The organism is Ralstonia chuxiongensis (genome assembly GCF_024158925.1).
Lineage (GTDB): Bacteria > Pseudomonadota > Gammaproteobacteria > Burkholderiales > Burkholderiaceae > Ralstonia > Ralstonia chuxiongensis.
In genome coordinates this window covers 488,971-501,515 of the sequence record NZ_JAMYWC010000002.1, presented here as the reverse complement: position 1 = coordinate 501,515, position 12,545 = coordinate 488,971, and the positions used below count along the sequence as shown (strand labels likewise).

Genomic DNA, 12,545 nt, shown 5'->3' with positions numbered 1-12,545 from the left:
GTCAGCGGCCCGTCCAGTTGGGGGTGCGCTTTTCACGAAAGGCGGCTTGCCCTTCCTGCGCATCTTCGGTCAGGGCGAACAGGCCGATCTGGCTTTCGGTGAACGCCATGGCTTGCTCGAAGCCGAGCGATTCAACCTGCTTGAGCGTGTACAGCCCGCGCCGGATGGCCGACGGCGATTTGTCCAGCAGCCGCGCAAGCAACGCATCGACCGCTCCATCAAGCGCTTCAGGCTCTGCGACTTCGTTAACGAGGCCCGCGGCGAGTGCGCGTTCTGCGCTCATCGGTTCGCCCGTCAGGCACAGCTCGTTCAGCACGCGGCGCGGCAACTGGTGCTGCAGCACGGCCAACACCTGGGCGGGGAACACGCCGACTTTTACCTCCGGCAAGCCGAACGTGGCGCTACGGCTGGCCACCGCCAGATCGCACATCGCCAGCAAGCCCATGCCGCCCGCCATGCACGCGCCATTCACGCGGGCAATGAGCGGCACGGTGCAGCGGCGTGCCTGGCGAAACAGATCCGCCAGGGCCTGATGCGGCTGGGAATAGTCGAAGCGAAAGGATTGGCCGGTTTGTAGATCGGCGCCGGCACAGAAGGCACGCGTGCCGGTGCCGGTCAACACCACGGCCCGCACGGAGGTGTCGCGGCTGGCGTCGGTCAACGCAGTTGTGAGCGCTTCGAGCACGGCGGCGTTGATCGCGTTGCGGCGGTCTTCGCGCTGAATGGTCAGCCACAGCGCCTGGCCGCGCCGCTCGATGAGGAGTTCCGGGTCCGTGCTCACGCGATGTTCGCCTCGAAAAGGGATTCGGTTGGACAACCTGCCCGACAATACTAAATCATTTGCTTGAAAAAATGGAAGCGTTCGAGTGACATAGCTTTCAACAATTTTCTACAGCAGCGTCGCGGCGCTATAACCCCCTGATTTATATGACGAACCCTGTGCGTTCGTAAGGAATTCGCCAGCCGGTGCGTTGACTCGCTCACATGCAAACGATAACAATTCTCATTTGCAACACACGTGTAAGCAGAACTTTTGGGGAGGGGCAGCACGCCATGTACGCAGCACAGACGGAACGCAAGCGCACCGAACATTCGGTCGTGGGATATCTAACGGGCGCGATGAGCTTTGCCGTGGCTTCAGCGCCAGCGCTGGCCGACACAAAGAAGGACGCCGTATCGGCCACCCTGCCTGAGCAGACCGTGACCGGCAGCAGCGGCTTTAAGACGGATGCCGCGTCCGGCGGCAAATTCACCGCGCCGCTGCTCGATACACCCAAGTCCGTCACAGTCATTCCGGCTGAGGTGCTGCAGAACACCGGCTCCGTCACGCTCACCGAGGCGCTGCGCACGGTGCCGGGCATCGCGTTTGGCGCAGGCGAAGGCGGCAATCCGGTGGGCGATCGCCCGTTCATCCGCGGCTACGACGCGCAGGCCAGCACCTTCCTCGATGGGTTGCGCGACATCGGTGCGCAATCGCGCGAGATGTTCAACGTGGAATCGGTGGAAGTCATCAAGGGGCCGTCGGGCGCGTATGAGGGGCGCGGCGCGGCCGGCGGGGCAATCAACATCGTCACCAAGACGCCCAAGCTGGAGCACTTTACCGAGGGCACGCTGTCGGTCGGCAACGCGGCGTACAAACGTGTCACGGCTGACGGCAATTACCAGATCGGCGAGCACGCCGCCTTCCGCCTGAACGCGATGGCCCACGACGCCGCCGTTGCCGGCCGCGACGTGACGAGCTTGAGCCGCTGGGGCATTGCGCCGTCCATCGCCTTTGGGCTGGGCACGCCCACGCGCGCCACGCTGTCGTACTACCACCTGCAATCGAACGACACGCCCGACACCGGCATTCCGTACAACAACGGCACGTTCAACCGCCGCACCGATGGCCGCCCGCAACTGTTCGGCCCCGGAGACGGCGCGCCCGTGAATGTCGACCGGAGCGTCTATTACGGCTTGTCGCGCGACTTCCGCCGCGACCGCGCCGACATGGGCACGCTCTCTTTGGAGCACGATGTGTCGCGCGCGCTGAAGTTGCGCAGCACCACGCGCATCGCCCGCACAAGCCAGGACACCATCTGGACGCAGCCCGACGACAGCCAGGGCAACATCTATTACGGCATGGTCTGGCGCCGCACCAATTCGCGATATTCGGTGGCCAACACCGTCGCCAACCAGACCGAAGCGACTGGCAAGTTCGACACGGGCGGCCTCAAGCACAGCTATGCGGCGGGCCTGGAGTTCTCGCGCGAGCGCAGCCGCAATGACACATATGCTGTTGCCACCGGCAGCAACCGCTGCCCGAACGGCGTCGGCGCGGCCGGCGGCTACAACTGCACCGATCTCTTCAACCCGAACCCGAACGACCCTTGGGCGGGCAGCATCAGGCTCAACAACAATCCGGCCGAGACGACCGTGCGCACGCAATCGGCCTATGTGTTCGACACCATCGAGCTGTCGCCGCGCTGGCAGGTCAACGGCGGCCTGCGCTTCGACCGCTATTCGGCATCGGCCACCACGTCGGCGAATGCGCAGGGCGTGCGTTCAAGTTTTTCGCGTGACGACAACCTGCTGAACTACCAGCTCGGCCTCGTTTTCAAGCCTGCGCAGAACGGCAGCATCTACGTGGCGTACGGCACGTCTTCCACGCCGTCGGGCTCGGTGGCGGGCCAGGGTGCCGATACAAGCGCGCTGACGCCAGACCGCTCGGGCAATCGCGGCGACGTGCTTGCCCCGGAAAAGAACCGCGCCTACGAACTCGGTACCAAGTGGAACGTGCTCGACAGCAAGCTTGCGCTGACAGCCGCCGTCTTCCGCATTGAAACGACGAATGCGCGCATCGTGCAGCAGGACGGCACCGCCGCCATGGCCGGCAACAAGCGCGTCGACGGTTTCGAGCTGGGCTGGTCGGGCGCGCTGACCAACCGCTGGCAGGTATTCGGCGGATACACGTATCTGAAGAGCGAACTGCGCAACAACGGCGGCGCAGGCGCAGCCTTTGGCGGCACCAACGGAACGGCCTTCCCCAACACGCCGAAGAACAGCTTCAGCTTGTGGACGACGTATCAGCCGATGCCGAAACTCACGCTCGGCGGCGGCGCGTATTACGTCTCGAAGGTGTGGGGCAGCACCAACCCTGCCAACCCGAAGTGGGTGCCGGCGTACTGGCGTTTTGATGCCATGGCCGCGTACCGCATCGACAAGCACACCACCCTGCAGCTGAACGTGCAGAACGTGTTCGACAAGGTGTACTTCAACCAGGCGTATGCATCGCATTACGCATCGCTGGCACCTGGCCGCACGGCCATCCTGACGCTGGGCATCCGCTACTGATGTCGGCACACGCTGCAGCTGCCGCTGCCGATGCGGCGGTGGTCGATGCCATCCACGCCGTGCTGACTGGCCCTGCTGAGCGCGCCGCACGCTGGCTGGCGGCTGCCGCCCGGCGCGGGCACACGGAAGCGCAGGCCATCTTCGGCCAATGGCTGCTCGATGGCCGCGGCGTCGAACGCAGACCGGCCGAAGCGTTGTTCTGGTTCAAGACGGCCGCGCTGTCAGGCCACGCCATGGCCGCCAACATGCTCGGTCGCTGCTACGAGCACGGCTGGGGCGCGCCCGCCTGCGACAAGACCGCCACGCACTGGTACGCGCGCGCCGCCGCTGCCGGCCTCGATTGGGGGCAGTACAACTATGCGACGAGCCTGCAACTCGGCCGAGGCGTCCCGGCTAATCGCACGCGAGCGTTCGCACTTTTCCAGGCTGCGGCCGCACAAGGCCACGCCAAGTCGATCAACGTGCTCGGTGGCTTCTATGAAGACGGCTGGGAAGTCGAGGCTGACACGGCGATGGCCCTGCGCTGCTACCTGCGCGCCGCAGAGGGCGGTGACTTCCGCGGCCAGTTCAATGCCGCGCGCCTACTCGCGCTCGCCAACCGCGCAGATGACGCCCTCGCCTGGATGCGCGCCGTGCCGCACACCGCCACACCGGCCTTCCTCGCGAAGGCGCATGACTTTCTTGTCGGCCATCCCGATGCGCGCCTGCGCGTGCTGGCCGCTGCGCTGGACACCGAACCATCATGTTGCTGAAGATTCCCAACGTCCTGACCAAGGAACAGGTTGCGCAGTGCCGCGCCATCATCGATGCCGCCGAATGGGTGGACGGCAAGGTCACCGCCGGCGCGCAGTCAGGCCAGGTGAAGCACAACATGCAGTTGCCCGAGGGCTCGCAGGCCGCGCGTGAGGTCGGTACCTTCATCCAGGATGCGCTTTCGGCCAATACGCTGTTCTTCTCCGCCGCGTTGCCGCTCAAGGTGTTCCCGCCGCTGTTCAATCGCTACGCGGGCGGCCAGACCTTCGGCAACCACGTCGACAACGCCGTGCGCCACCTGCGCGGCACCGATTTCCGCATCCGCAGCGACCTCTCCTGCACGCTGTTCCTGACCGAGCCCGAAGACTACGAGGGGGGCGAACTCGTGATCGACGACGCCTTCGGCGAGCACCGCGTCAGGCTTGCGGCGGGTGACATGGTGCTTTACCCCAGCAGCAGCCTGCACCGCGTGACGCCGGTTACGCGCGGCGCACGCGTCTGCTCATTCTTTTGGCTGCAAAGCATGGTGCGCAGTGACGCGCATCGCACGCTGCTGTTCCAGATGGATACGGAACTGCAGCGGCTGATGGGGCTGCTGGGGCAGGACGACCCGTCGGTCATCGCGTTGACGGGGACGTATCACAACCTGCTGCGCGAGTGGGCCGACGCCTAGGCGGCTGCCTCAGGCGAAGTACGCCCGCATCTCCTTGAGCAGCGCCTCCGGCGCCTCTTCCGGCACGTAATGCCCGCACGGCACGGTGCCGCCGCTCACGTCGTCCGCCACGGCACTCCACAGTTCCAGCGGCTTGAAGCAGCGTTGGATCACGCCATGCTCACCCCACAGCACACGCAGCGGCACGCTCACGCGCTTGCCGGCGTCGCGGTCGGCGCGATCATGTTCGAGGTCAATGGTGGCGGCGGCGCGGTAGTCCTCGCACATGGCGTGCACGCTGGCGGGCTCCCGCATGGCGGCGGCGTAGGTCGCCATTGCTTCCGGGGCGAACGGTTCGAGCCCAGAGTGGCGCAGGCCCATCAGTTTGCCGATGTAGAAATCGGGCGTGGCGTTGATGAGCGTCTCAGGAAACGGCGACGGCTGGATCAGGAAGAACCAATGCCAGTAGGCGGAGGCAAACGCCATGTCGGTGTGCTCGTACATCGCCAGCGTGGGGGCGATGTCGAGCAGCATGGCGCGCTCGACGTGCAAGGGGTGATCAACACATAGGCGATGCGCCACGCGCGCCCCGCGATCATGCGCGCACAGCCGGAAGCGGCCGAAGCCGAGCGCGCGCATGACCTCCACCTGGTCCTGCGCCATGGTTCGCTTGCTGTATTCGGCGTGCCGGGCACTGCCGGCCGGTTTGGATGAGGCGCCATAGCCGCGCAGATCGGTCGCGACGACGGTGTAATCGTGCGCCAGCTCCTGCGCGACTTTGTGCCAGATCACATGGCTTTGCGGATGGCCATGCAGCAACAGCAGCGGCGGACCGCTGCCGCCGATCACCCCCGCGATCTCCACCCCGTTGACCACCTGGCGGAACGGACGGAAGCCAGGAAACAGCGCGGCGTCTGCAGCAGCGGTGGCGGCATCGATGGAAAGCGGCGTGGTCATGCAAGTCTCCGGTGATCAGTCTTGGGTGAAGTGATGCGTGGCGAATGCTCCGCATGCTAGCGCAGAGCGGGCACGCGCGTTGCGGGACCGTCCACTGCCGTCCCCTCTTTCGATTTCCCCTGACAAGGAGTTCGCCATGACCCCATTGCAAGACTTGCGCATCGCCATCCTCGTCGACGATTTGTTCGAGCAGGCTGAGCTGGCCAGCCCCAAGCAGGCGCTGGAAGCCGCCGGTGCCACGGTCAGCATCGTCGCGCCGAAAGGCCCAAGCGTGACGGGCTTGCACCACGCCACCAAGGGCGACACCTTCAAGGTGGACCTGACGCTGGATCAAGCCAAGGCTGACGACTTCAACGGCCTGGTGCTGCCCGGCGGGGTATTCAACGCCGATGCACTGCGCGTCGTGCCGGCCGCGCAGGCCTTTGTGAAAGCGTTCGAGCGGGCGCAAAAGCCGATCGCCGTGATCTGCCACGGGCCGTGGCTGATGGTGTCTGCGGGCCTGGTGCGCGGGCGCACGCTGACAAGCTGGCCGACGCTGCAGGACGACATCCGCAATGCCGGCGGCATGTGGGTAGACCGCGAAGTGGTGACCGACCGCAACTGGGTCAGCAGCCGCAAACCCGACGACCTGCCCGCCTTCAACCGCGCCTTCATTGAACTGCTGACGCAGCACGCCCATGTCTGAGCCCGGCGGGTAGACCGCGCACGGCGGGGTGCGGGATCGTTCCTATAATCAAACGACGTGTTCTGCCCCTGTCGTGCCGGTTTGCCCAACCAGGAGACGCCATGCCCGCCGCCAAGCACCTGCCGCCCATGCTGCAGCACCTGACGCTGCCCGTGATCGGTTCGCCGATGTTCATCGTCAGCTATCCGGAACTGGTGCTGGCGCAATGCAAGGCCGGCATCGTCGGGGCGTTTCCAGCGCTCAACGCGCGCCCGGCCGAGATGCTGGACGACTGGCTCACGCAGATGAACGAGGAGCTGGCGGCCTACCGCACCGCGCATCCGCACGAAGTGGTGGGACCGATCGCCGTCAATCAAATCGTGCACCACTCAAACGCGCGGCTGGAGCAGGACGTGGCCACCTGCGTCAAACACAAGGTGCCGATCTTCATCACCTCGCTGCGCGCGCCCGTCAAGGAGATCCTGGATGCCGTGCATGGCTACGGCGGCATCGTTCTGCACGACGTGATCAACTTGCGCCATGCCGAAAAGGCGCTGGAAGCCGGCGTCGACGGGCTGATTCTGGTGGCTGCGGGTGCGGGTGGGCATGCCGGCACGCTGTCGCCATTTGCGCTGGTGGGCGAGGTGCGGCGCATCTTCGACGGGCCGATCGCGCTGTCGGGCGCCATTGCCACAGGCGACGCCATCCTTGCCGCGCAGGCCATGGGTGCGGACCTCGCCTACATTGGCACGCGTTTTATCGCCAGCCAGGAGGCCCACGCGGCCGAAAGCTACAAGCAGGCCATCCTGCGCGCGGCCGCGTCGGACATCGTCTACACCAACCTCTTTACGGGTGTGCACGGCAACTACATCCGCGAAAGCATCGAACTCGCGGGACTGGACCCGGCCGCCCTGCCCGAGGCCGACAAATCCAAAATGAACTTTGGCGATGGCAGCTCGCGCGCCAAGGCCTGGAAAGACATCTGGGGCGCGGGGCAAGGGGTGGGGCAGATTGCCGATCTGCCGCCCGCCGCCGAAATCGTGGCGCGCATGAAGGCGGAATATGACGCGGCCAAGTTGCGTCTTGCGCTGCACCTGCGCCTCTAGACTCTGCCCGCCCCACAACTAGGCGTGCATGCCCCACTGCACTTGAATTGACTTGCGCTGGCAGCGCTTCTACATTCCAAAGATTCAAGACACGACATGCGCGGAGCCATGGGATCGGCTACCGCGCAACCGTATGCGCAAGCATCCTTGGGGGGATGTCCGACAGGCGTCTGCTTTCCTGTTGCGCGCACCGACGACGACAAAAGGAGAACAAGATGACGCACTGCCCTGCGCCCGCGCGCCGGCTTACCAAGCTGGCGGCCGTGGCGCTGAGCGTGGCGGCCTCGGCGCTTACCCTGGGCCTGACCGGCTGCTCCACCCAGAACGCCGCGACCACGGCACCGATCGAGCAACGTCTGCCGCAGCCGAACGAAGCGCTCGTGCGCTCGGCCTATGTCTACGCGTTTCCGTTGATGATGACCGACGCGCTGCTGCAGACCACGTCTGCGCTGGCGCCCGCCGGCACGTTCATGCACCAGCGCACGCTGGAAGATGAGACCCTGCCCGCCGGCGTGCGCGCCCGCGTAGACGTACTCGCCAGCAGCGCCTTCGTCGATTTGCGTAACGGCCCGGTCGTCCTGAGCCTGCCCGACGCCGGGCGCCGACACCTCTGGGTGGCGCTGCACGACGGGTGGAACGACGTGTTCGAATCGCTCGGCAACCGCACCACCGGGGCGCGTGCCGCGCACTACGCCATCACGCCGCCGGGTTGGGAGGGCACGCTGCCCACGGGCGTCAAACAGATTGCCGCGCCGACCAGCCTCGTCTGGGTGGTGGCACGGACGCCGGTGGCCGGACCGCGCGACCTGACCGCCGCACGCCGCATACAGGACCGCTACCGCATCACCCCGCTGGAGGCCTTCGGCAAAACCACCCCGCGCGAGGCCGAAGCCGGGGCAAAGGTGAACACGGACAAGGCCACCGACCTAGACGTCAGCCTGGATGCCGCGCGCCGCCGTGTCACCGCGCTGGACGCCAACAGCTACTTCACGCGCTTTGCCGAGCTGCTCAAGGACAATCCGCCGCACGCAGCCGACTCCACGATGCTGCAATCGCTGCGTGATCTGGGCATCGTGCCTGGTGCGCCGTTCGACGCCAAAGCCGTGAGCGCCGCCAACCTGAAGGTGATGGAGGGTGGGGTGGCGGCCGCGCGCGAAACGCTGGCGCTGGCCGTCAAGCAACCGTCCGTCACGCAGAATGGCTGGTTCATCCCGCGCATGATCGGCGCCTACGGGCTGGATTACGCACAGCGCGCCATCGTGGCGTGGAACGGCGGCGGCACCGACCTGCCGCAGGACATGCTCATCGCCACCGCCACGACCGACGCAAACGGCATGGCGCTGGACAGCACGCACCGCTACGTCCTGCATTTCGAGCGCAACCAACTCCCGCCCGAAAATGCCGGCTGGGCCATCGCTGCCCTGTCCGCTGCCGGGCAGCCGCGCCGCGCGATCGAACGCCCGGGCTTGCGCAACGTGCTGAGCGAAGCTGATCGCCCACGCCTGAACCGCGATGGCTCGCTCGACATCCTGATCCAGCGCGCACCGCCCAAGGGCATGCGCAACAATTGGCTGCCACCGCCCACCGGCTCGTTCCTGCTGCGTATGCAACTGACCTGGCCCAAGGAGGCGGCACTCGATGCATCGTGGCTGCCGCCCGCCGTACAGCGACGGGACGCTGCAACCCAATAGCCAAGAGCGGCCGAGCGCGCGGTCAGGCCTCGGCCACCCGCACCACGAGCTTGCCGAAGTTGCGTCCTTCGAGTAGGCCGATGAACGCGGCCGGGGCGTTCTCCCCGCTATCGCCAACGCAATAGCCCCCGCCGTCTGGGCAAGGTACGACCCAGAGCAGGGGCCAATCTGGCTGCGGCCCAAATTCCAGTTTATTAGAGATTAATTTCCATTAAACTGGAAAATATGGACATTCACCAACGCATCGCCCACCGCCTGCGCGAACTGCGCGACGCCCAGGGGCTCTCGCTCGACGCGCTGGCAGAGCGCAGCCAGGTCAGCCGTTCGGCCATCTCCCTCATTGAACGCGGCCAGAGCAGCCCGACCGCTGCGGTGCTGGATCGGCTCAGCTCCGCGCTGGGCGTGACCCTTGCCTCGCTGTTCGAAGACAGTCCCGCGCCAGCCGTGGAACCGTCGCCGGTATCACGGGCGGCAGATCAGCCCGAGTGGACCGACCCTGCCTCTGGCTACGTGCGCCGCAACCTGTCGCCGGCGGCGCGTTCGCCCTTGCAGCTCGTTGAGGTGCACTTTCCGCCCGGCGAGCGCGTGGCCTATGACACCGGCGCGCGCGATGCCGAAATCCACCAGCAAGTGTGGGTGATCGAAGGTTCGATGGAAATGACCGTGGGCGACACACACTGGCGCCTCAATGCAGGCGACTGCCTGACCATGCGGCTGGACCGCCCGATCGTCTATCACAACCCCACGCGGCGGCCGGCCCGTTACCTCGTCGCGCTGACAACCGTGTCCGCTGCCCACTGGAGGCCTTGATGATCGACACCCTGACCATCCGGCGCGTGGGCGCCAACGAGGCAAGCGCGTGTGTGGATGCGTTGGCCGACGTGCTGATCGATTGCGTGGAAGGCGGCGCGTCAGTGAGCTTCATGTGGCCGTTGTCTCGCGACAAGGCGCAAGCGTTCTGGCGCAACGTTGCCGAAGGCGTGGCGCGCAGCGAGCGCGCCTTGTTGATTGCCGAGGATGAAGCGGGCGCCATCCACGGCACCGTGCAACTGGTGCTCGCACAGCCGGAAAACCAGCCGCACCGCGCCGACGTCGCCAAGATGCTCGTGCACCGCCGCGCGCGCCGTCAGGGCGTGGCGCGGCGGTTGATGGCGACGATCGAGGAAGAGGCGCGCACCGAAGGCAAGACGGTGCTCGTGCTCGACACGGTGACGGGCGGCGATGCCGAGCGGCTATACGCACGCGCCGGCTGGCAGCGCGTGGGCGTGGTGCCCAATTACGCGCTGATGCCCGACGGCGCATTCTGCGGGACGACGTTCTTCTGCAAGCAGCTCACACCGTCGGCCCGCGCGGCCTAGTCGACCGATCAAATCGTCAACGTGCCGCGTCCGATTTCGATCACGCGGCCACCCACGTGGATCGTGCCGTCGGCATCCACACGCAGCGTCAGGTGGCAGGGTCGCCTCACTGCGGCGCCCTGCTCGATGCGGTAGCTGGCGGGCAGCGCATGGCCCGTCGCGCGCAGCCAGCCGCCCAGGTTGGCGCACGCCGAACCGGTGCCCGGGTCTTCCCACAGGCCGGTGCCGTATTCGAAGAAGAAGCGCGAAACCACCGGATCGTTACTGCCAGGCGCGGGCATGGTGAAGACGTAGGCGTTGCGCCCATCGTTGCGGCTGCGCGGCCACGCATCGAAGGCTGACGGGTCGGGCCGGGCGCGCTCCACATCGGCGCGCGTCTTGACCGGCACCATCAGTTGCTCGATGCCTGCGTCAACCCACAGCGGCGGGCCCGCCAGCGCATCCGCATCCAGCCCAAGCATCTTGGCGATGGCCGGATCGGCTTCGCGCGTATCCAACGCCCCCGAGCGCGGCGGCACGAGCGACCACCCCTCGTCCTGCGCCGTCAGCGACACGATGCCCGACTGGCAACGCAGCGTCAGTTCATTGCCTGGGCCGTACAGTTCGCGCACCACCTGCGCGGTCCCAAGCGATGGGTGACCGGCAAACGGCATCTCGTAATCGGGCGTGAAGATGCGAAAACGCGCCGTGGCGCCATCCGTGTCGTCGGGGAAGATGAACGTAATCTCGGACAGGTTGAACTGGCGTCCGATGGCCTGCATGGTGGCGTCGTCCAGGCCCCGCCCGTCTTCAAAGACGGCGAGCTGGTTGCCGCCGAACGTGGATTCGGCAAAGACGTTGAGCAGGCGGAAGGCGTAGCGCGGCATGATGGCGTCCGGAGTGTGGGGAAGAAAAAACGGTGTGGCGATACGTCATCATCGACGCATCCCCACACCGCCTCCATGCACACTTGCGGACAGTTCGCGCGAATCCGGCCTGACAGTTGGCGGACAGCGCGCATGCCGTGAAGAATCGCAGCTGACTTACTTGCGATAGTCGTACACGCCGCGGCCGGTCTTGCGGCCAAGGTAGCCGGCGGCCACCATTTCGCGCATCAGCATGGCCGGGCGGTACTTCGGGTCAGCAAACTCGGTGTACAGCACTTCCATCACGGCGAGCATGGTGTCCAGGCCGATCATGTCGGCCAGCGCCAGCGGCCCGATCGGGTGGTTGCAGCCGAGCTTCATGCCCTCGTCGATCTCCTCCGGCGAGGCCAACCCCTCGCCCAGCACGCAGAACGCCTCGTTGATCATCGGGCACAGGATGCGGTTGACGACAAAGCCCGGGCTGTTCTTGACCGTGATCGGCGTCTTGCCCAGTTGCTTGGCCAGCGCTTCCACCGCCGCATGCGTGGCGTCGCTCGTCTGCAGGCCGCGAATGACTTCCACCAGCGCCATCATCGGCACCGGGTTGAAGAAGTGCATGCCGATGAAGCGGCTCGCATCTTGCAGCACGGCGGCCAGCTTGGTGATCGAGATGGACGACGTATTCGACGCCACAATTGCGTGCGGCGCAGCCGCAGCTTCGAGCTGCTTGAGGATCTTCACCTTCAGGTCGAAGTTCTCGGTGGCGGCCTCGATGACGAGGTCGGCGCGCTTGAGATCGTCATAGCTGGTCGAACCGTGGATGCGTGCGAGCGCGGCAGCCTTGTCGGCTTCGGTCAACTTTTCCTTCTTGATGAGGCGGTCCAGACTGCCTGCCACCGTGGCAATGCCTTTCTGCACGGCGGCATCGCTGATGTCCACCATCACCACATCCAGCCCAACCACGGCGCACGCTTGCGCAATGCCGTTGCCCATTGTTCCGGCACCGACGATGCCGACGACTTGAATTGCCATGAACTGCTCCTCGTTTGGTATTGGAATGCGAGATGGAAATGAAACAGATTGCAAAGGATAAACGACGCGGCGATGCGCAGAAAAGCCTTGCTGACGCGCGCGTCACATTCCACCGGATCGCCGTATGATGGCCGGCGTCGCGCCGCTCTTTCAG

Annotated in this window: 12 protein-coding genes; 8 read left to right on the top strand and 4 right to left on the bottom strand. The window is 65.8% G+C overall.

Features of this window, described 5'->3' with window-relative positions; genetic code table 11:
- Position 1 precedes the first annotated feature (1 nt).
- On the bottom strand, positions 2-781 hold the full coding sequence (locus NKG59_RS06960) for an enoyl-CoA hydratase/isomerase family protein (protein ID WP_253536051.1): 780 nt from the start codon (positions 779-781) through the stop codon (positions 2-4).
- A 272-nt stretch (positions 782-1,053) separates the two neighbouring features.
- On the opposite strand from NKG59_RS06960, the gene NKG59_RS06955 reads away from it, so the two are divergent.
- The 3 genes from NKG59_RS06955 to NKG59_RS06945 are packed head-to-tail and all read left to right on the top strand — an operon-like array spanning position 1,054 to position 4,759.
- Entirely contained in the window at positions 1,054-3,333 is a 2,280-nt protein-coding gene (locus NKG59_RS06955) for a TonB-dependent receptor (protein ID WP_253536050.1), read from the top strand.
- Positions 3,333-4,085 (top strand): tetratricopeptide repeat protein, encoded by a 753-nt coding sequence (locus NKG59_RS06950; protein WP_253536048.1) that lies wholly within the window; start codon positions 3,333-3,335, stop codon positions 4,083-4,085. Before NKG59_RS06955 ends, NKG59_RS06950 begins: the two co-directional genes overlap by 1 nt.
- Positions 4,076-4,759, top strand: coding sequence for a Fe2+-dependent dioxygenase (locus NKG59_RS06945; RefSeq protein ID WP_253536047.1), 684 nt, complete (start codon positions 4,076-4,078; stop codon positions 4,757-4,759). Before NKG59_RS06950 ends, NKG59_RS06945 begins: the two co-directional genes overlap by 10 nt.
- Positions 4,760-4,768: 9 nt before the next feature.
- Here NKG59_RS06945 and NKG59_RS06940 read toward each other — a convergent pair whose 3' ends face one another.
- The gene (locus NKG59_RS06940; RefSeq protein WP_253536045.1) at positions 4,769-5,695 is read right to left on the bottom strand and encodes an alpha/beta fold hydrolase; all 927 of its coding nucleotides are present in this window, start codon (positions 5,693-5,695) and stop codon (positions 4,769-4,771) included.
- Between the two features lie 136 nt (positions 5,696-5,831).
- Here NKG59_RS06940 and NKG59_RS06935 point away from each other — a divergent pair, with 136 nt between their 5' ends.
- The 5 genes from NKG59_RS06935 (at position 5,832) to NKG59_RS06915 (ending at position 10,514) form a co-directional block, all read left to right on the top strand.
- Complete coding sequence (locus NKG59_RS06935; RefSeq protein ID WP_253536043.1) at positions 5,832-6,380, top strand: type 1 glutamine amidotransferase domain-containing protein; 549 nt, start codon at positions 5,832-5,834, stop codon at positions 6,378-6,380.
- 101 nt (positions 6,381-6,481) lie between these two features.
- Entirely contained in the window at positions 6,482-7,465 is a 984-nt protein-coding gene (locus tag NKG59_RS06930) for an NAD(P)H-dependent flavin oxidoreductase (protein WP_253536042.1), read from the top strand.
- Between the two features lie 215 nt (positions 7,466-7,680).
- Positions 7,681-9,156, top strand: coding sequence for a DUF1254 domain-containing protein (locus NKG59_RS06925; RefSeq protein ID WP_253536041.1), 1,476 nt, complete (start codon positions 7,681-7,683; stop codon positions 9,154-9,156).
- A 225-nt stretch (positions 9,157-9,381) separates the two neighbouring features.
- Complete coding sequence (locus NKG59_RS06920) at positions 9,382-9,966, top strand: helix-turn-helix domain-containing protein (RefSeq protein ID WP_253536040.1); 585 nt, start codon at positions 9,382-9,384, stop codon at positions 9,964-9,966.
- On the top strand, positions 9,966-10,514 hold the full coding sequence (locus NKG59_RS06915; protein ID WP_253536039.1) for a GNAT family N-acetyltransferase: 549 nt from the start codon (positions 9,966-9,968) through the stop codon (positions 10,512-10,514). The genes NKG59_RS06920 and NKG59_RS06915 overlap by 1 nt, the downstream gene beginning before the upstream one ends.
- Before the next feature lie 8 nt (positions 10,515-10,522).
- Here NKG59_RS06915 and NKG59_RS06910 read toward each other — a convergent pair whose 3' ends face one another.
- The gene (locus NKG59_RS06910; protein WP_253536038.1) at positions 10,523-11,380 is read right to left on the bottom strand and encodes a PhzF family phenazine biosynthesis protein; all 858 of its coding nucleotides are present in this window, start codon (positions 11,378-11,380) and stop codon (positions 10,523-10,525) included.
- A gap of 156 nt (positions 11,381-11,536) precedes the next feature.
- Entirely contained in the window at positions 11,537-12,391 is an 855-nt protein-coding gene (locus NKG59_RS06905; RefSeq protein WP_045202311.1) for a 3-hydroxybutyryl-CoA dehydrogenase, read from the bottom strand.
- Between the last annotated feature and the right edge of the window lie 154 nt (positions 12,392-12,545).

Coding starts and splice junctions, on each gene's coding strand:
- NKG59_RS06915 (WP_253536039.1), top strand. CDS start 9,966: ATGATCGACACCCTGACCATCCGGCGCGTGGGCGCCAACGAGGCAAGC.
- NKG59_RS06950 (WP_253536048.1), top strand. CDS start 3,333: ATGTCGGCACACGCTGCAGCTGCCGCTGCCGATGCGGCGGTGGTCGAT.
- NKG59_RS06940 (WP_253536045.1), bottom strand. CDS start 5,695: ATGACCACGCCGCTTTCCATCGATGCCGCCACCGCTGCTGCAGACGCC.
- NKG59_RS06925 (WP_253536041.1), top strand. CDS start 7,681: ATGACGCACTGCCCTGCGCCCGCGCGCCGGCTTACCAAGCTGGCGGCC.
- NKG59_RS06945 (WP_253536047.1), top strand. CDS start 4,076: ATGTTGCTGAAGATTCCCAACGTCCTGACCAAGGAACAGGTTGCGCAG.
- NKG59_RS06905 (WP_045202311.1), bottom strand. CDS start 12,391: ATGGCAATTCAAGTCGTCGGCATCGTCGGTGCCGGAACAATGGGCAAC.
- NKG59_RS06955 (WP_253536050.1), top strand. CDS start 1,054: ATGTACGCAGCACAGACGGAACGCAAGCGCACCGAACATTCGGTCGTG.
- NKG59_RS06935 (WP_253536043.1), top strand. CDS start 5,832: ATGACCCCATTGCAAGACTTGCGCATCGCCATCCTCGTCGACGATTTG.
- NKG59_RS06930 (WP_253536042.1), top strand. CDS start 6,482: ATGCCCGCCGCCAAGCACCTGCCGCCCATGCTGCAGCACCTGACGCTG.
- NKG59_RS06920 (WP_253536040.1), top strand. CDS start 9,382: ATGGACATTCACCAACGCATCGCCCACCGCCTGCGCGAACTGCGCGAC.
- NKG59_RS06910 (WP_253536038.1), bottom strand. CDS start 11,380: ATGCCGCGCTACGCCTTCCGCCTGCTCAACGTCTTTGCCGAATCCACG.